Source organism: Yersinia enterocolitica (genome assembly GCA_002082245.2).
GTDB lineage: Bacteria > Pseudomonadota > Gammaproteobacteria > Enterobacterales > Enterobacteriaceae > Yersinia > Yersinia enterocolitica_E.
On record NBTC02000002.1, the window covers coordinates 2,050,632 to 2,071,585 of the forward strand.

The following is a 20,954-nucleotide window of genomic DNA, read 5'->3' on the forward strand; positions in this document are numbered from 1 at the left end:
CGATAAATCCCACTAAAAGCCGCGACGCAACCGTTTTCCTCGCCTTTGGCTCATGATATGCTCTACGCCCTCTTCGCCAGTCACGATTTAAGTAAAATCATTCTGGCCGACGCTTGCGCAATCACAGGAGCTTTACACTCATGGGAGCTAACCTCGATTCGGCTTATGCAGCCGGGGTTAAAATCGCTATCGTAATGGGGTCCAAGAGTGACTGGGCCACCATGCAGTTCGCCGCTGACGTGCTCACCACGCTCAATGTTCCATTTCATGTGGAAGTTGTCTCCGCACACCGCACCCCCGATAAGCTGTTCAGTTTTGCCGAGTCAGCCCAAGCCAATGGCCTACAGGTGATAGTTGCCGGTGCCGGTGGTGCTGCACATCTGCCGGGTATGATTGCGGCAAAAACGCTGGTACCTGTTTTAGGTGTTCCGGTACAAAGTGCTGCGCTGAGTGGCGTCGACAGCCTGTATTCGATTGTACAAATGCCGCGCGGTATCCCGGTGGGAACCTTGGCTATCGGTAAAGCCGGTGCTGCCAATGCCGCCTTGCTGGCCGCACAAATATTGGCATTGCACGATGCTGAATTAGCCGCTCGTCTGGCTGATTGGCGCAAAAGCCAAACTGACGAAGTGCTGGATAATCCAGATCCTCGGGTGCCAGACTTACAGGTGAAGGCATGAAACCAGTTTGCGTATTAGGTAATGGTCAGCTAGGACGCATGCTGCGTCAGGCTGGCGAACCCCTGGGTATTGCAGTTTATCCGGTGGGCTTGGATGCAGAACCTGAAGCCGTGCCTTATCAGCACAGTGTGATTACCGCCGAGATTGAGCGCTGGCCAGAAACAGCGTTAACCCGCGAACTCGCCACACAAACGGCTTTTGTTAACCGCGATATCTTCCCGCGTCTGGCAGATCGCCTGACACAAAAGCAATTGCTCGATAGCCTGAATCTGCCAACCGCACCCTGGCAGCTATTAGCAAGTAGCAGCGAATGGCCGCAGGTCTTTGCAACATTAGGTGAGCTAGCCATTGTCAAACGTCGGGTCGGAGGCTATGACGGACGTGGTCAGTGGCGGTTACGGGCAGGTGATCAAGATACCTTGCCAACTGATGCTTACGGTGAATGCATCGTTGAGCAAGGGATTAAATTCAGCGGTGAAGTTTCGCTGGTCGGCGCACGCAGCAGCCAAGGCAAATCGGTGTTTTACCCGTTAACCCACAATCTGCATGAAGATGGCATCCTGCGTATGAGCGTGGCTTTGCCACAGCCCGATAGCAGATTACAGCAACAAGCTGAAAAAATGCTGTCAGCCATTATGGATAAGCTGAATTATGTTGGCGTAATGGCCATGGAGTGCTTTATCGTTGGCGACAATCTGTTGATCAATGAGCTGGCACCACGGGTGCATAATAGCGGTCACTGGACGCAAAATGGTGCGTCAATAAGCCAGTTTGAACTGCACCTGCGCGCCATTTTGGACCTGCCCTTACCGACGCCGGTGGTTAACACCCCGTCAGCGATGGTCAACCTGATTGGCACGCCAGTGAACATCGAATGGCTATCTCTGCCGTTGGTGCATCTGCACTGGTATGAAAAAGAAGTGCGCGCAGGCCGTAAAGTAGGTCATATGAATTTGAACCATCCCGATGGCGCACAATTACGTGCAGCTCTGGCCGCACTCGCGCCGTTGTTACCAGCGGAATACCAGAACGCGCTGATCTGGGCGCAGGATAAGCTGTAACTCATCTGGCCTGCCCCACAAATCATTGGCGTTGCAGCCACACTGCAACGCCAGGTTACCCAAATAGGCTAACTGTCATAATTGCGGAACAGCGCCCTTCCCTGTAACAAACGCGCACCTAACCAACCGCCACACAATGACAACAATAGCGCGCCAGCCAACGGCAACAGCCACCACATCACCCAATTAGGCTGCCACGGGAAATCAAACACTAAGCGCTGTAATGCCCACAGTGCCGCCTCAGCTCCGATGGCAGCAGCCAGCCCGGCAACCAACCCCAGTAAGGCAAACTCCCACCACAAGGTACCTCGCAGTAAGCGTTTACTTGCGCCAAGTGTCCGGTAAACCACCAGCTCCTGACGGCGCTGACGCATCCCGACTTGAACCTGCGCCAGCAGCAATAAAGTGCCGCAGATGATAACCAGTATCACCATCACTTCCAGTGCACGGCTCACCTGCTGCAACACCTGCCCGACCTGTTTAAGCATCGCGCCAATATCCAGCAAACTGAGTGTTGGGAATTGCCGATTCAGTTGTGTCAGCACCTCCCCGTCTCCTTGATAGCGGAAACTGGTCAGCCAGGTTTGTGGCTGTTTGTCCAATGCACCCGGCGGGAAGATAAAGTAGAAGTTTGGCCGCAGGCTTTCCCAATCCACCTGACGAATACTGCTAACTTTGGCTTCGAATGACTGCGTATCGCCGCTAAATGTCAGTTTATCGCCAATTTTAATCCCCAGTCTGTCAGCAATTCCTTGTTCCATCGACACTTCATCGGCTTTAGGTGGCCATTGACCGGCGGTCAAAATATTGTGCGCCGGTAAATCTTGCTGCCAGGTCAGATTCAATTCACGGTTAACCGCCTCGCCACCGGGTTCATCTTCGCGCACCCGCTCGGTGGCCAGTTGCTGGTTAATTTCAGACAGCCGTACCCGCACGATAGGATAGAACGTTGATGGCGTTATCTGATGTTGCGTCAGAAACTCAGTTACCTGTGGCACCTGTTGCGGTGTCATATTCAGCAAGAAGTAATTCGGGCTGTCCGGCGGCAATTGTTGCTGCCAACGATCCAATAGGTCCCCACGCAGTACCAATAACAATGCTAACAGCATAAAGGATAAGGAGAATGCCGCCAGTTGCGTTAACGTCATCCACGGTTGACGTAGCAAACGGTTGATTGCCAGACGCAATGATAGACGGGTAACAGTCAGGCGGCGCAACAGTACCAGACTGCCCCAGCCAATCACGCCCAGTAATAACGCCAATACCACCATGCCAGCCATAATGGCCCACAATAACGCGTTCCCCCCCATCAGCAATGCCAATAGGCCAATCACGATAACCAGCATTGCAGGAATAAAGTAACGCAGCGGCCAAACATTCGCGGAAACATCACGGCGCAAAACCCGTAGCGGCTGGGTCGCGAGCAGTTGCCGATAGGGGCGAACACCCACCAGCAGCGAAATCAATACCAGCGAACCCATTGACCATACCCATGGCCATAAACCGGCTGCTGGCAATGCGGCCGGTAATACCGGTGACAATAAACGAACTAAAACCTTCTCGAATAAGAGGCCAATCACGCTGCCACACAGGCCTGCCAACACCAGCACCGACAGCCACTGACCGATAATCAACCGCCGCAGTGCACGGTGTCCTGCACCTAATGTTTTCAGTACCGCAACTAAATCATAGCGGCTACGGCAATAGTGGCCCATCGCCACCGCAACGGCAGCAATCGAAAGTAGTAACGTCAATAGCGCCGATAACAGCAAGAACTGCTGCGCCCGTTGCAGCGATTTCCCCAGCGCGCCACCTGATTCTTGTAAACCATACAACCGCTGCTCTGGTTTCAATTGTGGCGTAAGCCAGTCACTAAATTGGGTGACGCCATCAGGCTGGCCGGCGAACATATAACGATAGGTCAGACGGCTACCCGGCTGAATCGCGCCGGTCTTTTCCACGTCAGCCAGATTGATCAAAATACGCGGCGCGGTTTGGAATGGATTAAAGCCAGAATCAGGCTCCTGAATCACTTCACCGACAATTTTCAGTGAAGTATCACCGACATCCAGCATATCGCCGACCTTAACCCCAAGCAGCGACAACAGCCTTGGTGCCACCAACACCGTACCCGGTTCCAGCACCGCGCCAACAGGCAACGTATCTAATTTGCCATACAACGGATAGGCTAAATCTGTGGCTTTTACATCAGCCAGTTGTGGGCGATCGCCCGCGAAAGTCATGGTCATAAACGATAACTGGCGACTGACGGTCAACCCTTGCCGTTTAGCTTCCAGCAACCACGCTTCAGGAACCGGATGCGCCGCGCTCAGCACCCGATCGCCGGCTAAAAAATCGCGGCTTTGCTGACTCAGCCCTTTTTCCATCCGGTCACTGATGGTACCCAGCGCCAGCACACAAGCCACCGCCAGTGTTAATGCCAGCCAGACAATTAACAGTGAGGGTGAGCGCCACTCACGCCAAAACCAGCGCCAAATCATGCTTCCTCCCACAATTTGCCGTCCCGCAGCCGCAAGCGGCGCTGACAACGCCCCGCCAGTTGTACATCATGGGTAACCAGAATCAGTGTGGTGTCATAATCCCGATTCAATGAAAACAGCAGATCAGCAATTCTGTCACCGGTATGGCGGTCAAGATTACCGGTCGGTTCATCGGCAAATAACACTTTAGGCCGCCCACTGAAGGCTCGGGCCAGTGCTACCCGCTGCTGCTCACCGCCAGAAAGCTGAGCGGGCAGATGATGTAGCCGTTTGCCCAATCCGAGTTGATCTAATAACTCCACCGCATGGGCCTTACTATTGCGTTCGCTCTCTCCACGCAACAATGCAGGAAGCTGAACGTTCTCTAACGTATTGAGTGTGGGTACCAACATAAATGACTGAAACACGAAGCCGACGTTTTTTGCACGTAATTGCGCGCGCCCTTCTTCATCCATGGCGGTCAAAGACTGGCCGAGTAAACTCACCTCACCACTGCTGCCATCATCAAGCCCTGCCAGTATCCCCAGCAAAGTTGACTTACCGGAACCCGACTCACCAATCAGCGCAATTGTCTGGGCGGGTTTGACAACCAGCTCAACTCCGGTAAGGATGGAGAGCTGTTGCTCACCCTGGCCGACGTATTTATTAAGATGATGAACTTCAAGAACGTTTTCCGCTGGCATCTTCCCTTCCTTTTACTGTTGGGATTATTCAGTTTGCGTGCCGCCGCAACCGATACACTGTTAATTCTTGGCGATAGCTTAAGCGCCGGTTACCGCCTGCCGATTGCCGAAGCATGGCCTTCACGGCTGGATAAAACATGGCAGGGAACACCGTCACTGCCGAAGGTAGTCAATGCCAGTATCAGTGGTGACACCGCCGCTCAAGGTTTGGCCCGCCTACCGTCCCTACTCAAACAACACCAGCCGCGCTGGGTGCTGATAGAACTGGGAGCAAATGACGGTCTGCGTGGTTTTCCAACACAAGATACTCAACGGGATCTGACACAAATTATCAATCAGATATTGGAAGCAAAAGCACAACCTTTATTGATGCAAATCCGCATTCCGCCTAACTATGGTCGCCGTTATACTGATGCTTTCACCGCGATGTATCCACAACTGGCACAGCAATTTAACATTCCATTGGTCCCTTTCTTTATGGAAGCTGTTGCTGTGAAACCGCAGTGGATGCAGGATGATGGCTTACACCCTAACGCCGCGGCCCAACCCTTCATCGCGGATTGGATGGCGCAACAACTTAAACCATTAGTGACCAATAAGCAGTAATAACACTTGTTCAAACAAATAGAATCACTCACCAGGTAAAGTTATGCAAAAAACTGTATTAATTACCGGTTGTTCCAGCGGTATCGGGCTGGTTGCGGCACAGGATTTGAAAAACAGGGGCTATCGCGTACTGGCCGCCTGCCGTAAACCTGATGATGTGGCAAAGATGACGCAATTGGGTCTGGAAGGTATTGAACTGGATTTGGATGACAGTGCCAGTGTGGAACGTGCTGCTGCGCAGGTTATCGAACTGACTGGCGGGCGCCTATACGGCCTGTTTAACAATGGTGGTTTCGGCCTGTATGGCCCATTGCACACCATTTCACGCCAGCAGTTGGAAAAGCAGTTTTCCACCAATCTATTCGGCACCCACCAGCTCACGCAATTGCTGTTGCCAGCAATGTTGCCTCACGGCGAAGGGCGTATAATTCAAACCAGTTCGGTGATGGGGTTGGTTTCTACCGCGGGTCGCGGCGCTTATGCGGCCAGCAAATATGCGTTGGAAGCGTGGTCTGATGCACTACGTATGGAACTGCACGACAGTGGTGTACATGTTTGTCTGATTGAACCCGGCCCGATCAGTACCCATTTTACACAAAACGTCAATCAGGCCGAGGCCGATAAACCAGTCAATAATCCCGGTATCGCAAAGCGCTTTACCCTGCCCCCGCAGGCTATATTACCGAAATTACGCCATGCGCTGGAAAGCCCGCGCCCACAATTGCGCTATCCTGTCACATTAGTGGCCCATGCTTTGACCATTCTGCGCCGCATCCTACCGGGGCGAATGTTAGATAAAGTCCTGCGCGGCAATGCCTAACTGACTATCCAAAAATAGTTGGGGTTGAAGCAACATAATCTGCCCCCATCTAGTGTTAAAACGGATGAGAGAAATAATTCATGCTAGCACCTACTACGATTGATATTACTGAAGCAAACCTACACCAGGCCTTAGAACAATCCATGGCCGTGCCGGTACTGTTCTACTTTTGGTCCGAACGCAGCCAGCATTGTCTGCAACTGACGCCAGTGCTGGATAAACTGGCCGCAGAGTATGCCGGTCAATTCATTCTGGCTCGTGTCGACTGCGATGCAGAGCAGATGGTGGCGTCACAGTTTGGTTTACGCTCAATTCCGGCGGTTTATCTGTTTAAAGACGGTCAACCGGTGGATGGCTTCCAAGGACCACAGCCGGAAGAGGTTATCCGCGAGCTATTACAACGGGTATTGCCGAAACCTGAAGAATTGAAAGTTGCCGAAGCCGCACAATTGTTAAGCGAAGGCAAAGTGCAAGAAGCACTGCCACTGCTGAAAGATGCCTGGGCGCTGAGTGGGCAAAACAGTGAAATTGGCCTGCAACTGGCTGAAGTGCAAATTCAGTTGAACCGCAGTGAAGATGCTGAAACGGTGCTGGCAACCATTCCACTGCAAGACCGTGATACCCGTTATCAAGGGCTGATTGCTCAGATTGAGTTGCTCAAACAAGCTGCCGACACGCCAGAGATCCAACAGTTACAACAGCAATTGACTGAGCAGCCTGATAACGTCGAACTCGCGGTGCAATTGGCGCTACAACTGCATCAGGTTGGCCGCAATGAAGAGGCTTTAGAGCTGTTGCTGAGCCATTTGAAGAAAGATCTGGCTGCCGCGAACGGTACTGCACGTAAGACATTAATGGATATTTTAGCTGCACTAGGCACCGGCGATGCACTGGCCGCCAAATATCGTCGTCAACTTTACTCATTACTGTACTGACAGCGAAAGTTAATCGCCATAACCTTTTTGGCGATCCCTTATTTGCTACTGCGCGGGGGCATCCCGCGCGGTTTTATTCTGCCCCAGCCAAGTTTTTTCTCATTTACACGCTTTTACCTGCCTTTAGTTAGGCATTTAACCACCGGTCACGTAATATTAAGAAACAAATATCATTGCTGACAGGAAGTTAAATATGTTTACGGTCATCCCTGTTCTTATCGTTGTAGCCCTGATTGTGGTGTTTTCCTCAATCAAAATTGTTCCACAAGGTTTTCAGTGGACTGTCGAGCGTTTTGGTCGTTATACCAAAACCCTGATGCCAGGCTTGAACATCGTTGTGCCATTTATGGATCGTGTTGGTCGCAAAATCAATATGATGGAACAAGTCTTGGATATCCCATCCCAGGAGATCATTTCCCGCGATAACGCCAACGTAGCAATTGATGCAGTCTGCTTTATCCAGGTTATTGACCCAGTAAAAGCAGCTTATGAAGTCAGCAATTTGGAATCGGCCATCATCAATTTGACCATGACCAACTTCCGTACTGTTTTAGGTTCTATGGAGCTGGATGAAATGTTGTCCCAACGTGACAACATCAACGGCCGCCTGTTGCATATTGTTGATGAAGCCACCAACCCGTGGGGCATTAAAGTGACTCGTATTGAAGTCCGTGATGTGCGCCCACCGGCTGAATTGATTTCTGCGATGAATGCTCAGATGAAAGCGGAACGTACTAAACGTGCTGATATTCTGGAAGCCGAAGGGGTTCGTCAGGCCGCAATTTTGCGTGCTGAAGGTGAGAAGCAATCACAGATTCTGAAAGCTGAAGGTGAACGTCAATCCGCATTCTTGCAAGCAGAAGCCCGTGAGCGTGGTGCTGAAGCTGAAGCTCAAGCTACCAGAATGGTTTCTGAGGCTATTGCTGCCGGTGACATTCAAGCCATTAACTACTTTGTGGCACAGAAATATACCGACGCACTGCAACACATCGGCTCCGCCAATAACAGCAAAGTCATTATGATGCCGCTAGAAGCCAGCAGCCTGATGGGTGCTATCGGTGGAATTGCAGAACTGATTGGCGAGAGTAAAAACAGCCGAGGTAAATAACCATGCTGGAGGAAATTGCCGCGAATCCAAGTTGGTTTTGGCTATCCCTCGGCGGGCTGCTTCTGGCCGCCGAGATGCTAGGTGCCAGTGGTTATATGCTGTGGAGCGGCGTTGCCGCCGTAGTCGTGGGCGCGTTAGTCTGGCTATTTCCCTTTAGCTGGGAGATGCAAGGCGTGCTATTTTCCGTCCTGACGGTGGTTGCTGCATTCCTGTGGTGGTATTGGCTGAGTAAACGCATCAAACCACAACCTGCCATGCTGAATCAACGTACCCATCAGCTATTGGGTACGCGAGCCACATTGACCGAACCGACTATTGATGGTTTTGGTCGCATGCGGGTTGGTGACAGTAGCTGGCGTATTTATTGCGCGACCGAACTGGGTGTTGGTACCGAAGTTGAAGTGATATTCGTGGAAGGCAATACCTTGCATGTCCGCGCCATCCCTCAGTAATACCTATATTATCGTCAGTAGCATATTGACCGGCAGGCCGTCAGTTGAGCGGCCTGTCAGTTAACTAACAACTGTTTCACCCCCCACAACCATCTGTTTGTTAACAACTTTCTCCTTATCATCGCCAGCCTGCTTAGCTGCCGAATGACAACATCCCGACAAATTATTGATAATCGGGCAATCTGCGCCATCATCCCCTGGGCACTCATCTGCCAACGCTAACAAGCGCAAGCGCATCTGGTTAAGATCATCAATATGTTGCTCGATTTCCGCAACCTTTAGTAGCGTCGCCGCTTTCACATCCGCGCTGTGGCGGGCCGGGTTATGAAATAATGCCAGTAACTCGCGACATTCATCCAGTGTAAAGCCAACCTGCCGTGCCTGACGTAGCAGTGTTAACTCTTCAATGTGTTTGGCACTGTAGCTGCGATAGCCGTTATCAGTGCGGATAGGCGGTGTCAGCAGTTTTTTTTCTTCGTAGAAACGTATGGCTTTGCTAGTTAAACCGGTTTTTTTTGCCACATCGCTTATGTTCATACTTCCCCCTTGACCTTCCCCTTGCTGGAAGGTTTAACCTCCATAATTAGTGAAAATAACGATGTCAGTCAAGCGGAATAAAACCTGTACAGCTTAAGGTTATGGATAAATCCATTATCAGCGACAATAAGCGATGTGACTGGGATTACCGACTAAACTTATCCCGACGAAATGAACGGATAAGTGGTTACTCGATAAGGAGTTAATTATGTTGCAAACCACAGTGCTGGCCTTGCATGGTCTTTCCTGTATGAATTGTGCCAAGCGAGTGAAGACCGCCTTAGAAAGTCGTGAAGATATTCATCATGCTGAAGTCGACGTTAACTATGCCAAAGTGACCGGTGAAGCCGATATCAACACGCTGATTGATACTGTCAAACAAGCCGGTTATCAGGCAGAAGCAGCCCAAACACCCGATACACAATTACAGCTCTCAGGCTTAAGTTGCGGTCATTGTACTGAAGCTACACGCAAAGCGCTGGAAGCCGTTCCCGGTGTGATTGCGGCCGTGGTAAGTGTGGATAGCGCGAAAGTGTATGGCAAAGCTGATCCGCAGGTGCTGATTAATGCCGTGGAACAGGCGGGTTATCACGCCGCACTGCCAGGTGCCCTATCCCCAAAAACTGAGCCGCTGACTCACTCAGCCCCATCTCAGCCGGAATATCAGGCAGCGGCCTCTTCAACTATTCCGGCAGTAACACCTGAGATTAATAAAACAGAGACCGCTAACCCAACCACAGCGGTAGATATCGATAGCGTCCAGTTATTACTAACCGGAATGAGCTGTGCCAGTTGCGTATCCAAAGTACAACATGCTCTGGAAGGGGTTGATGGGGTTGAGGTTGCGCGCGTCAATTTGGCGGAACGTAGCGCGTTAGTCACCGGTAACCCAAGCAATGAAGCCTTAATCGCAGCCGTCAAAAATGCCGGTTATGGTGCAGAAATTATTGAAGACGAAGGCGAGCGCCGCGCACGTCAGCAACAGATGTCCCAAGCCAGTATGAAGCGCTTCCAATGGCAAGCAGCGCTGGGCCTGCTGTTGGGTATCCCACTGATGGGATGGGGGTTATTCGGCGGCAGTATGACGCTAACGCCAGAAACCCAGACGCCGTGGCTTATTGTCGGGGTGATTACTCTGCTGGTGATGATATTTGCGGGTGGCCATTTCTATCGCAACGCCTGGATCAGCCTGAAAAATGGCAGTGCCACCATGGATACCTTAGTGGCACTAGGTACCGGAGCGGCGTGGCTCTATTCCATTACGGTGAATATCTGGCCGGATGTTTTCCCGATGGAGGCGCGCCACCTCTATTATGAAGCCAGCGCCATGATAATCGGTTTGATTAACCTTGGTCATGCGATGGAACAACGCGCCAGACAGCGCTCATCTAATGCGTTGGAGCGACTGCTGGACCTGGCACCACCGACAGCACGGCGGGTATCTGACGACGGCGAGCAAGTGATCCCTCTGGCTGAGGTCCAATTGGGCATGACCTTGCGTCTGACTACCGGTGACCGAGTACCGGTTGATGGTGAAATTGTGCAGGGCGAAGTGTGGATGGACGAAGCCATGCTGACCGGCGAACCTATCCCACAACAAAAATCAGCAGGTGATGTGGTACATGCAGGTACCCAAGTAGAGGATGGGTCGGTACTGTTCCGCGCCAATGCCATTGGTAGCCAAACTACACTGGCTCGCATCATCAAACTGGTTCGTCAGGCGCAAAGCAGTAAACCAGAAATCGGCAAATTGGCGGACCGAATCTCGGCGGTATTTGTGCCAACCGTGGTGGCAATTGCTGTTATCGCCGGGCTGATTTGGTATTTCCTCGGTCCACAGCCTCAGTTGGTGTACACCCTGGTGGTTGCTACCACAGTGCTCATTATCGCTTGTCCCTGCGCGCTTGGACTGGCGACGCCGATGTCTATCATCTCTGGCGTCGGGCGGGCGGCCGAGTTTGGTGTTTTGGTACGTGATGCCGATGCATTGCAGCAAGCCAGTAATCTCGATACGTTGGTGTTCGACAAAACCGGCACACTAACGGAAGGTCACCCGCAAGTGGTGGCAATTCATACCTTTAACGGTGTCAGCGAACAACAAGCGCTGGGATGGGCCGCAGCACTAGAAACCGGCTCTAATCACCCATTGGCTCGCGCTATTTTGCAACGTGCCGAAGGGCTGACGCTGGCTACCGTCAGTCAGTTCCGCACCTTACGTGGCTTGGGTGTCAGTGGTGAAGTTGACGGCATTCCTTTGTTGCTAGGGAACAACCGCCTGCTGGAGGAACAGAGCATTGATACCCGTGAGTTGCAATCACTCATGCAGCAGCAAGCTGAAAGTGGTGCTACCCCGGTTATCCTCAGCGCGATGGGTAAACCCGCGGCACTGCTGTCGATCCGCGACCCACTGCGCAGCGACAGTGTCAGCGCTCTGCAACGGTTGCATCAACTGGGATACAGTCTGGTGATGTTAACCGGTGATAACCCAATTACCGCCAATGCCATTGCCAAAGAAGCCGGTATTGATCAGGTGATCGCGGGTGTATTGCCGGAGGGTAAAGCTGAGGCTATCAAGCAACTGCAAGCCGCCGGACATAAAGTGGCGATGATTGGTGATGGTATCAATGATGCCCCTGCACTGGCACAAGCGGATGTTGGGATTGCCATGGGTGGTGGTAGTGATATCGCGATTGAAACTGCGGCTATCACGCTAATGCGCCACAGTCTGCATGGGGTTGCGGATGCCGTGGAGCTTGCCAAAGCAACATTGCGCAATATGAAGCAAAACCTATTGGGTGCGTTTTTCTACAACGCACTGGGTATTCCGATTGCTGCGGGAATTCTGTTCCCGTTCACCGGAACATTACTTAGCCCGGTGGTGGCAGGGGCGGCCATGGCGCTGTCATCCATTACCGTAGTCAGCAACGCTAACCGTTTACTGCGTTTTAAACCTAAGCAGTAAGCGCTCCTGATATCCCCAAAGTCATTGGCGTTGCAGGTAGGCTCAGCGATGGGCCGAGTAACAAGAGCAGCTAACCCCCTGCGGCTTCAAGTACAAAGGGTATAGCCTAATGGCGCACAACACTTTCATGTGCGCCATTTAGCGTTTAGCATGTTAAGAAATGCTAAAAAGGGAACCACATGGATATGGGCCAATTATTACGCCACATCGCACGATTTCTCGGTATCCTAACACCGGCGACCTACCCCTATCCGGCGTTGGATATCACCTTACCCGGTGAACGCCACTTCCATATGGTTGGCAGTATTCATATGGGAACCGAGAACATGTTCCCCCTCCCCCACGAATTACTGAATAAATTGAATCAGGCTGATGCACTTATTGTCGAAGCTGATATCACCGACACCTCCTCACCTTTTGGTACCGATACCCTCAGCGAAGCATTAATCGATAGATTACCTGAGGAGCAATATCAGCAACTGTTACAGCGCTGCGAAGAGCTGAGCACTGATCCGCACTCGATGGCCTTTCTACCGGCATGGCAGGTCGCCTTAATGCTTCAGGCTCGCCAGGCTCAACGTCTGGGATTGCGTGGGGAATACGGCATCGATTATCAATTATTGAAAGCGGCAGCAGCACAAGAAAAAAGTGTTATAGAGTTGGAAGGAACACAAATGCAACTCGATTTACTGGAGACATTACCTGATAACGGCATGTCTTTACTGCTTGATACTCTGACCCATTGGCACACCAACGCACACCTGCTGCAAACCATGATTGGCTGGTGGCTGGAACATCCCCCCACCAATGACCTAACCACACTGGCGCCAACTTTTAGCCAAAATCTATACGATGTGCTGATGATTCAACGGAATAAATGCTGGCAGCAGCAACTAGAACATCTGCCAGCCGGGCGTTATGTGGTCGCGGTCGGTGCACTGCATCTGTATGGCGAGGGTAATCTTCCTGATTTGTTGCAACTCAGCGAGCAGTAATCACCAATAAAAGTAAAAAAATGGCCGATATCGCTATCGGCCAGTCAAAGAGGAATTTTCATTATTTTAGTTATTAAGCGCCCACACTCCTTGCGGATAATATGAGCTGCAGGTACAGGGTAGCAACCTGACGATTAGATTAGCAACTTACATTCATCATAACTCCGGCAATCCATCATGATGCCATTGATTTTATTAGGTTAATTTTTAACTCTATCGCAATGATTGGGTGTAGGATAATCCACTGGAATAAATTTTCATTTTTAATTGGACGTTTATTATGACACCTGCAGTCGTTTTGCTGGAAAAACAAAAAGTTCCGTTCACATTACATCCTTATCACCATGACGCAGCAGAAACCAACTTTGGCGATGAAGCCGTTAAAAAGTTGGGGCTTAATGCTGATCAGGTTTATAAAACCTTGCTGGTCGCCTTGAATGGTGATGCCAAAAATTTGGCGGTTGCCGTTACCCCTGTCGCCACCCAGCTTGATCTGAAAAAAGTTGCGCGTGCTTTGGGTGCCAAAAAGGCGGAGATGGCTGACCCACAATTGGCGCAGCGCACCACCGGTTATTTAGTCGGTGGTATCAGTCCATTAGGGCAGAAAAAGCGCTTACCGACGGTTATCGATAGCTTGGCACAGGCGTATGCCACTATATTCGTTTCTGGCGGAAAGCGGGGGTTAGATATTGAATTGGCTGCAACAGATTTATGCCAGTTGCTACAAGGCAGCTTTGCCGATATTGCTAAGCGCGATTAATTAATTTATTGCATTACAAACCCGCACCGCGCTGCCTATATCTCATGCAATTCACCAGAAGCCTCCACTGCCAAATGGAGGCTTCTGGCTTCACGCCTTACTTATAAACAATCTCGCCTTTCGGCTGATACTGACTGGCATCCAGCGGAGAGTGCTTTTCAATATACTGTTTTAACACTTCAGCATCGATAAAACCGGTGTTCACATAGCCCGGTAAGGTATCGATTTTCGGGTAGCCATCGCCGCCTAATGCATTAAAATTCAGGGTAGCCAGACGATACATTTTATTCGGGTCTAATGGCTTACCCTGTATTTTTACGTTACTGACGCCATTACCATCAGCGACCAAGCTGACATTGGCAAATTGTGCATAAGCACCTGAATCGACTTTTTTATTCGCCACCACAGCCAGATACTTCTCGACCTCGCTGCCTTTCATATCGGCGTAAACCAATGTATTACCAAATGGCTGGACCTTAAGCACATCTTTATACGTGATATCACCGGCATCGATAGAATCACGCACCCCACCACCACTCATCACCGCGAAGTCTGCACCCGCTCGTTCCATTTGCGCAGCCAATAACATCCGCGCCAGGTTGGTTTGTTCGAAACGAACCTTGCTACGATCACCTTCTAGCTTGCCATTGACACTGCCAACTTTAATATCCAACTGCGCCTTACCTTGCTCTTCAAAAGGCGTAAGTAGCTTCAGCATCGATGGATCTTGCGCAATCTCCTGGGTATAAAAGACCCGCTCACTGGTACCATCAGCCTTCTCAACTTTTTTCTTTAAATTGATTGGAATTAACTGATAACTCACCAGTTTCAACTCACCATTGCGGAATTTAAAATCAGCACGACCAACATATTTACCCCACTCATGAGCTTGAACAATCCAGGTTCCGTTCTGACGATCAGGCGCACAAGGTGTACCGGGAACATAATCAGCCTGCTTATGGTTCTCACTGGCCATACAAACCGGATCTTGCGAGTGACCACCCACTATCATATCTAAATAGCCTGCGGGGAGGCTGCGAGCCATCTCTACATCACCTGGAGCATTCGAACCATGCTTGCCATCATCGTAATGCCCCATATGGGTAGCGGCGATGATAATGTCAGGCTTATCGGTCTTTCGCAGTTGATCGACGACTTGTTTTGCTTCAACGGCCGGGACATGGAATTCAATATCGGTGAAATACTCGGGATTCCCGATCTTGGCAGTATCATCAGTCGTTAAACCAATTACCGCAATTTTCACCCCTTGCTTATCAAACAAGGCATAAGGCTTAAATAAGCGTTGTTGCGTACTTTTCTGGTAGATATTGGCCGATAACAACGGGAAAGTTGCCCACTTCTCTTGTTGTCGCAGCACACTCAATGGATTATCAAATTCGTGATTGCCGATGGCCATCGCGTCGTAACCGACTAGGTTCATACCACGAAAATCAGGCTCCGCATCTTGCAAATCAGACTCAGGCACGCCGGTGTTGATGTCCCCACCTGACAGCAGTAGTAGACTTCCGCCCTCGGCTGCAACTTGTTTGCGAATACTATCAACGACAGTTTTCTGTGCCGCTAAACCATATTCGCCGTGATCGTTTTGCCAGAAATGCCCATGGTGATCATTAGTGTGCAATATAGTGATATCGTAAGTTTTATCTTTTTCCCAGGCAGCAGCCCATCCCGGTGCAAACGCCAGCGACACAGCCAAGGCACATGCTGTGGTCGGTAATGAAAAACGCATGGCAAATCTCCATGTAGTCGTTAAAAACCGGCCTGATAAATCCCGGTTTAATGAGTGAAAAGAGTGTAATGCATATCAATAGCACGATAAATCAACACCATACCGTGACGCCGTAGGCATTGTAATGTGATGATGTATGCATGAATTTCATAACTTTGGAATATATATCAAATTATGTCAGATGTAGTAAAAATCATTCGATCTGCATAATATGTATTCGTTACCAACATATTATTAACAGTGAAATTATTAGGCGAATACTCACTATGACCGATCGTTCTGAGACTGGATTCCAGCCCTCCGTTAATGCCGCTGTAAAACGCACATCCTTCTCTATTCTGGGGGCTATCAGCGTATCTCATCTACTCAACGATATGATCCAATCGTTGATTCTAGCGATTTATCCTTTATTACAAGCCGAGTTTTCACTGAGTTTTACTCAGATAGGGCTAATCACGCTCACTTACCAGCTTACTGCATCACTACTGCAACCCCTGATAGGGCTGTATACCGATAAGCACCCCCAACCTTACTCTTTGCCTATTGGTATGGGTTTTACCTTATCAGGCATATTGCTGCTGGCGGTGGCAACCACTTTCCCTGTGGTTTTATTGGCAGCAGCGCTGGTTGGCACCGGCTCATCGGTATTCCATCCTGAGTCATCACGGGTCGCGCGCATGGCATCCGGTGGTCGCCATGGCCTGGCTCAGTCAGTTTTTCAAGTCGGGGGCAACTTCGGTAGCGCTCTCGGCCCACTATTAGCTGCAATTCTTATCGCTCCTTATGGTAAAGGCAATGTCGGCTGGTTCTCTCTCGCAGCCTTACTGGCCATTGTGGTGCTATTGCAAGTCAGTAAGTGGTATCAGCAACAGCAAAGAGCAACACATGGCAAAGTGATAAAAACCTCATCGGCAAAATTACTGCCTAAAAAGACGGTTATTAAGACGTTAGTTATTTTAATGGTGCTGATATTCTCTAAATACTTCTACTTGACCAGCATTAGCAGCTATTACACCTTTTATTTGATGCATAAGTTCGGTGTTTCAGTACAAAACGCCCAAATACATTTATTTGTGTTCTTATTCGCAGTCGCCGCTGGCACCATAATTGGCGGTCCTCTTGGTGATCGGATAGGGCGAAAATATGTTATTTGGGGGTCAATACTGGGTGTAGCGCCATTTACCCTTATTTTACCGTATGCTTCGTTGTATTGGATGGGGGTTTTAACCGTAATCATTGGCGTCATCCTCGCATCAGCCTTCTCTGCAATACTGGTGTATGCCCAAGAGTTGATCCCAGGGAAAGTGGGGATGGTATCCGGTCTATTCTTCGGTTTTGCTTTCGGTATGGGTGGGTTAGGTGCGGCTGTACTAGGGTATGTTGCTGATTTAACCAGTATTGAGCTGGTTTACCAAATATGTGCATTCCTGCCATTACTGGGGATATTTACTGCCTTATTGCCCAATATAGAAGATAAGTAATAGTAATAACCTTATAATCCCGACTGAGACTAGCACTTCAGTCGGGAGAGTCCCCTGTGTAATCGTGACAAAAACAGCAAGTCCCCCACAAATAACCACTTCAAACAATTTCCATGCCAAACCAGACTTTTATCGATAAAAAATGAATTTTTATCGCGCATTGATCGCATAAATACAATAAACTGATGTTATTGCTGTGAAATGCTTGCTGCTCCACATATCCCAATACTCATCCAAAAGGCGGCAAGCGCGTGATAAATCTGTTGGGAGTGGATTTAAACGCTCCTTGCAGCGGCCTCGCAGAGATGGGCCAAGTAATAAACGTAGCCAACACACCTGCAATTTGAAAGATGGCGGGTATAACGAGAAGGAGTCTGGATGCACCACTCAACACCCTTAATCACCACGATCGTCGGAGGCCTTGTTCTCGCCTTCCTCTTGGGTTCCCTGGCCCACCGCCTACGCATCTCACCACTGGTGGGATACCTTGCCGCAGGGGTGCTTGCCGGGCCATTCACGCCGGGTTTTGTTGCTGATACTTCATTAGCTCCCGAACTGGCTGAAATCGGTGTTATTTTGTTGATGTTTGGTGTCGGACTTCACTTCTCGCTTAAAGACCTCCTCGCAGTAAAAGCAATCGCCATCCCCGGAGCCGTGACACAAATAGCCGTTGCTACTCTGCTAGGTATGGGCTTGTCTCATTTATTAGGCTGGGATTTAGTCACCGGCTTGGTCTTTGGGTTATGTCTGTCAACCGCCAGTACCGTGGTATTACTGCGCGCACTGGAAGAACGGCAACTGATTGATAGTCAGCGAGGGCAGATTGCTATCGGCTGGTTGATTGTTGAAGATTTGGCAATGGTACTGACATTAGTGTTATTACCCGCATTTGCCGGAGTCATGGGCAACGAAACCACGAGCCTGAGCCAACTGTTTACAGAGCTAGCGATTACTATTGGTAAAGTGATCGCTTTCATAACCTTAATGATTGTCGTCGGTCGTCGGCTGGTGCCCTGGATACTGGCTAAAACAGCCAGTACTGGCTCGCGAGAACTCTTTACTCTAGCAGTCTTAGTCTTGGCGCTTGGGATAGCCTACGGCGCTGTAGGGTTGTTTGACGTATCATTTGCTCTCGGCGCATTCTTCGCAGGAATGGTATTAAACGAATCTGAGCTGAGCCACCGTGCCGCACAAGATACCTTGCCGCTGCGTGATGCCTTTGCCGTGCTGTTCTTTGTTTCAGTCGGCATGTTATTCGATCCGATGATTTTGCTACGAGAACCCTTAGCAGTGTTAGCGTCATTGACCATCATTATCTTCGGTAAATCGGTGGCAGCTTTCATTCTGGTGCGGCTGTTTGGCCACTCAAAACGCACAGCACTCACTATTTCCGTTAGCCTGGCCCAAATTGGGGAGTTCGCCTTTATTCTGGCGGGGCTGGGTATTTCTCTTGGTTTAATGTCTGAACATGGCCGTAATCTGGTACTGGCGGGAGCGATTCTGTCTATTATGCTCAACCCGTTACTTTTCACCTTGCTAGATCGCTATTTAGCCAAAAATGAGACGATGGAAGATCTTATTCTGGAAGAGGCGGTAGAAGAGGAAAAACAGATACCTGTAGATTTATGCAATCATGCATTATTGGTGGGATATGGCCGGGTTGGCAGCTTATTAGGGGCAAAACTTCATGCGGAAGGCATCCCGCTGGTCGTCGTAGAAAATTCGCGCCCGCGAGTGGAAGCACTCCGTGAACAAGGTATTAATGCGGTATTAGGTAATGCTGCAAGCGCAGATATTATGTCACTGGCGCGTCTGGATTGCGCCCGTTGGTTATTGCTGACCATACCAAATGGCTACGAAGCCGGTGAAATAGTCGCATCAGCCAGAATTAAGCGGCCAGACCTTGAGATAATCGCCCGCGCCCATTATGACGATGAAGTGGTTTATATCTCAGACCGTGGCGCTAACCAGGTTGTTATGGGGGAGCGCGAAATCGCCAACAGCATGCTTAATATGCTGAAAATAGAAACGCTGACTGAAGAAGATAAAATGCCAGTTTGCCCAATTTAAAATTATATCTGTGTTTATAATTGAAGTTCTATACCCTAAATAATTCGAGTTGCGGGAAGGCAGCAACTAAGCAAATCCCCAGAAGCTTACACGAGTAAGTGACTGGGGTGACAAATCTGCCGGGAGCAGATTTGAACGCTGCTTGCAGCGGCCTCGCCTTGCGAGGCCCAAGGATGGGCTGAGTAATGAGAGCAGCCAACACACCTGCAACTTAAAGTATGACGGGTATCTTACCGCTCCCAGTAAGACTCTTCTAAACTATCTTCCCGTTCAGGCAAGCCACGTGTTAAACGCGGCGAATGCTGGTTTAATACCTGATAACTGACCCGATTGGCGTATTTACACACTTGTGCCAGGGAGGAGTAGCTAAGGTAACTACGCACATGTTTGCTGGAGTTCGGAACATTATTACGATGATAGCCATTCGCCGCAATATCATGCAGCACAGCGGATAATGCACCATCCCCTGCCCCGTTGGTATTCATTATTTTCTCAGGCCCGCCCATATAAGGGGCAATGTGAGAATAGATACGTAATGGATGATCACAATGCGCTTGGCGCATTGCCCGGCTAAATTCATACAAGTTAAATTCTGCGATAGCGCCAGGTAATAATGGATGCTGTGTTTGGCGCTTATTCGCCTCTTCGGTATATCCTGCCATATAAAGCCCATTCGGGCCGGCAGTACAAAGCACTAAATCCACCCAATTCAATGCCATGTTAGAAGCCATCAACGGATCATTCAGGCCCGTCAGTTCATAAGCCTCATCTTCATTCATCGCTAATATAGAAACATGCTCGTTGAGAAAATCACGCCACCACTGCGGATTATCTGCAATAACATATTTCGTCCCCAGGGTCATCACGACCGGAACATCATGCTTCTTCGCATAGCTGATGGCTTGCATTGTGGCAGCAGGCATCGGCTCATCCGGCTTACAACGCACCAGATAAGCAGTCAGCACCAGAGCAGAAGCTCCTGCAATCACATCTTCAGGAATACTTTCAGGACGTAGCTGATTCATTTGCCCGGGACTGATAGCAAAAGTCCGCTCACCATTATCACTAATCAAAGTAAAGCAGCGGCCAATAGCACCATCAACTGCCTGCAAATAATTCAGGTCAGTGCGACTTGAGGTATTACACAGATAGCGATAGGCATAACTTCCGATCTTAATATTGCTACACATGGTGCCCAACAGGATGGAACGATCATCAGCAAGGACAGAATAGTTGTGTAAGGTATTACCAATGGTACCGCCAGCAAACTCATGAGTAATCAACCCATTAGCAGTTAGTTCCTGATAAAGGTTTTCAGCGATATCATCTTCAATCACTAAAGAGTGCCCTTGGCTCAGACCATAACGGGCAATAAAGCTCTCATCAACCTTGGCTTCAATATCAACCAACGTCTGGTCAATGCCAACGATATAAGAGGTACTCACTTCATTTTCAGTCTGCGCCGGTTGCAATAAAGGGTCACGGGCATTCACCGGAAAGTAGTGCTTAGATTTGCGTTTACCAGGAAATTTCATTGTTTTGAGTTACAAATT

At 49.8% G+C, this 20,954-nt stretch carries 18 protein-coding genes; 12 read left to right on the forward strand and 6 right to left on the reverse strand.

Features of this window, described 5'->3' with window-relative positions; all coding sequences use genetic code 11:
- Window positions 1-140: 140 nt before the first annotated feature.
- Together purE and A6J66_010930 are read left to right on the forward strand one after the other, a co-directional pair.
- On the forward strand, window positions 141-680 hold the full coding sequence (gene purE / locus A6J66_010925) for a 5-(carboxyamino)imidazole ribonucleotide mutase (protein PNM24648.1): 540 nt from the start codon (window positions 141-143) through the stop codon (window positions 678-680).
- Window positions 677-1,741 (forward strand): 5-(carboxyamino)imidazole ribonucleotide synthase, encoded by a 1,065-nt coding sequence (locus A6J66_010930; protein PNM24649.1) that lies wholly within the window; start codon window positions 677-679, stop codon window positions 1,739-1,741. Before purE ends, A6J66_010930 begins: the two co-directional genes overlap by 4 nt.
- A gap of 68 nt (window positions 1,742-1,809) precedes the next feature.
- Here the strand turns inward: A6J66_010930 and A6J66_010935 are convergent, their stop codons facing one another.
- Together A6J66_010935 and A6J66_010940 are read right to left on the reverse strand one after the other, a co-directional pair.
- A complete protein-coding gene (locus A6J66_010935) occupies window positions 1,810-4,242 on the reverse strand; it encodes an ABC transporter permease (protein ID PNM24650.1) in 2,433 nt (810 codons plus the stop codon).
- Window positions 4,239-4,925, reverse strand: a complete 687-nt coding sequence (locus A6J66_010940) for an ABC transporter ATP-binding protein (GenBank protein PNM24651.1) — start codon at window positions 4,923-4,925, stop codon at window positions 4,239-4,241. Before A6J66_010940 ends, A6J66_010935 begins: the two co-directional genes overlap by 4 nt.
- Between A6J66_010940 and A6J66_010945 the strand changes: the two genes are divergently transcribed.
- The 5 genes from A6J66_010945 to A6J66_010965 all read left to right on the forward strand — a co-directional run bounded on the left by A6J66_010945 (window position 4,893) and on the right by A6J66_010965 (window position 8,846).
- The gene (locus A6J66_010945) at window positions 4,893-5,531 is read left to right on the forward strand and encodes a multifunctional acyl-CoA thioesterase I/protease I/lysophospholipase L1 (GenBank protein PNM26980.1); all 639 of its coding nucleotides are present in this window, start codon (window positions 4,893-4,895) and stop codon (window positions 5,529-5,531) included. The genes A6J66_010940 and A6J66_010945 overlap by 33 nt on opposite strands.
- A gap of 43 nt (window positions 5,532-5,574) precedes the next feature.
- Entirely contained in the window at window positions 5,575-6,351 is a 777-nt protein-coding gene (locus A6J66_010950) for an oxidoreductase (GenBank protein ID PNM24652.1), read from the forward strand.
- A gap of 80 nt (window positions 6,352-6,431) precedes the next feature.
- Window positions 6,432-7,286 (forward strand): co-chaperone YbbN, encoded by an 855-nt coding sequence (locus A6J66_010955; protein ID PNM24653.1) that lies wholly within the window; start codon window positions 6,432-6,434, stop codon window positions 7,284-7,286.
- Between the two features lie 193 nt (window positions 7,287-7,479).
- Window positions 7,480-8,394: an SPFH/Band 7/PHB domain protein gene (locus tag A6J66_010960; GenBank protein ID PNM24654.1), complete on the forward strand. Its 915-nt coding sequence runs from the start codon at window positions 7,480-7,482 to the stop codon at window positions 8,392-8,394.
- Window positions 8,395-8,396: 2 nt separating this feature from the next.
- Complete coding sequence (locus A6J66_010965; protein PNM24655.1) at window positions 8,397-8,846, forward strand: NfeD family protein; 450 nt, start codon at window positions 8,397-8,399, stop codon at window positions 8,844-8,846.
- A 60-nt stretch (window positions 8,847-8,906) separates the two neighbouring features.
- Here the strand turns inward: A6J66_010965 and cueR are convergent, their stop codons facing one another.
- On the reverse strand, window positions 8,907-9,383 hold the full coding sequence (cueR, locus tag A6J66_010970) for a Cu(I)-responsive transcriptional regulator (GenBank protein PNM24656.1): 477 nt from the start codon (window positions 9,381-9,383) through the stop codon (window positions 8,907-8,909).
- A 208-nt stretch (window positions 9,384-9,591) separates the two neighbouring features.
- Between cueR and copA the strand changes: the two genes are divergently transcribed.
- The 3 genes from copA (at window position 9,592) to A6J66_010985 (ending at window position 14,100) form a co-directional block, all read left to right on the forward strand.
- Window positions 9,592-12,345, forward strand: coding sequence for a copper-exporting P-type ATPase CopA (gene copA, locus A6J66_010975; protein PNM24657.1), 2,754 nt, complete (start codon window positions 9,592-9,594; stop codon window positions 12,343-12,345).
- Window positions 12,346-12,530: 185 nt separating this feature from the next.
- Window positions 12,531-13,340: a conjugal transfer protein TraB gene (locus tag A6J66_010980; protein PNM26981.1), complete on the forward strand. Its 810-nt coding sequence runs from the start codon at window positions 12,531-12,533 to the stop codon at window positions 13,338-13,340.
- Window positions 13,341-13,620: 280 nt separating this feature from the next.
- Complete coding sequence (locus A6J66_010985) at window positions 13,621-14,100, forward strand: Cys-tRNA(Pro) deacylase (protein ID PNM24658.1); 480 nt, start codon at window positions 13,621-13,623, stop codon at window positions 14,098-14,100.
- A gap of 97 nt (window positions 14,101-14,197) precedes the next feature.
- Here the strand turns inward: A6J66_010985 and ushA are convergent, their stop codons facing one another.
- Window positions 14,198-15,850, reverse strand: a complete 1,653-nt coding sequence (ushA, locus tag A6J66_010990; GenBank protein ID PNM24659.1) for a bifunctional UDP-sugar hydrolase/5'-nucleotidase — start codon at window positions 15,848-15,850, stop codon at window positions 14,198-14,200.
- Window positions 15,851-16,116: 266 nt separating this feature from the next.
- On the opposite strand from ushA, the gene A6J66_010995 reads away from it, so the two are divergent.
- Window positions 16,117-17,331, forward strand: a complete 1,215-nt coding sequence (locus tag A6J66_010995; protein PNM24660.1) for an MFS transporter — start codon at window positions 16,117-16,119, stop codon at window positions 17,329-17,331.
- Window positions 17,332-17,481: 150 nt separating this feature from the next.
- On the opposite strand, the gene A6J66_011000 is transcribed toward A6J66_010995, so the two are convergent.
- Entirely contained in the window at window positions 17,482-17,715 is a 234-nt protein-coding gene (locus tag A6J66_011000; protein PNM24661.1) for a hypothetical protein, read from the reverse strand.
- Here A6J66_011000 and A6J66_011005 point away from each other — a divergent pair.
- Window positions 17,710-19,401, forward strand: coding sequence for a Kef family K(+) transporter (locus A6J66_011005; protein ID PNM24662.1), 1,692 nt, complete (start codon window positions 17,710-17,712; stop codon window positions 19,399-19,401). The two genes, A6J66_011000 and A6J66_011005, sit on opposite strands and share 6 nt — an antisense overlap.
- 230 nt (window positions 19,402-19,631) lie before the next feature.
- Here A6J66_011005 and A6J66_011010 read toward each other — a convergent pair whose 3' ends face one another.
- Window positions 19,632-20,936, reverse strand: coding sequence for an inosine/guanosine kinase (locus A6J66_011010; protein PNM24663.1), 1,305 nt, complete (start codon window positions 20,934-20,936; stop codon window positions 19,632-19,634).
- Between the last annotated feature and the right edge of the window lie 18 nt (window positions 20,937-20,954).

Bases quoted from the DNA above. Each gene is read 5' to 3' on its own strand.
- purE (PNM24648.1), top strand. From the start codon at position 141: ATGGGAGCTAACCTCGATTCGGCTTATGCAGCCGGGGTTAAAATCGCT.
- A6J66_010930 (PNM24649.1), top strand. From the start codon at position 677: ATGAAACCAGTTTGCGTATTAGGTAATGGTCAGCTAGGACGCATGCTG.
- A6J66_010935 (PNM24650.1), bottom strand. From the start codon at position 4,242: ATGATTTGGCGCTGGTTTTGGCGTGAGTGGCGCTCACCCTCACTGTTA.
- A6J66_010945 (PNM26980.1), top strand. From the start codon at position 4,893: ATGATGAACTTCAAGAACGTTTTCCGCTGGCATCTTCCCTTCCTTTTA.
- A6J66_010940 (PNM24651.1), bottom strand. From the start codon at position 4,925: ATGCCAGCGGAAAACGTTCTTGAAGTTCATCATCTTAATAAATACGTC.
- A6J66_010950 (PNM24652.1), top strand. From the start codon at position 5,575: ATGCAAAAAACTGTATTAATTACCGGTTGTTCCAGCGGTATCGGGCTG.
- A6J66_010955 (PNM24653.1), top strand. From the start codon at position 6,432: ATGCTAGCACCTACTACGATTGATATTACTGAAGCAAACCTACACCAG.
- A6J66_010960 (PNM24654.1), top strand. From the start codon at position 7,480: ATGTTTACGGTCATCCCTGTTCTTATCGTTGTAGCCCTGATTGTGGTG.
- A6J66_010965 (PNM24655.1), top strand. From the start codon at position 8,397: ATGCTGGAGGAAATTGCCGCGAATCCAAGTTGGTTTTGGCTATCCCTC.
- cueR (PNM24656.1), bottom strand. From the start codon at position 9,383: ATGAACATAAGCGATGTGGCAAAAAAAACCGGTTTAACTAGCAAAGCC.
- copA (PNM24657.1), top strand. From the start codon at position 9,592: ATGTTGCAAACCACAGTGCTGGCCTTGCATGGTCTTTCCTGTATGAAT.
- A6J66_010980 (PNM26981.1), top strand. From the start codon at position 12,531: ATGGGCCAATTATTACGCCACATCGCACGATTTCTCGGTATCCTAACA.
- A6J66_010985 (PNM24658.1), top strand. From the start codon at position 13,621: ATGACACCTGCAGTCGTTTTGCTGGAAAAACAAAAAGTTCCGTTCACA.
- ushA (PNM24659.1), bottom strand. From the start codon at position 15,850: ATGCGTTTTTCATTACCGACCACAGCATGTGCCTTGGCTGTGTCGCTG.
- A6J66_010995 (PNM24660.1), top strand. From the start codon at position 16,117: ATGACCGATCGTTCTGAGACTGGATTCCAGCCCTCCGTTAATGCCGCT.
- A6J66_011005 (PNM24662.1), top strand. From the start codon at position 17,710: ATGCACCACTCAACACCCTTAATCACCACGATCGTCGGAGGCCTTGTT.
- A6J66_011010 (PNM24663.1), bottom strand. From the start codon at position 20,936: ATGAAATTTCCTGGTAAACGCAAATCTAAGCACTACTTTCCGGTGAAT.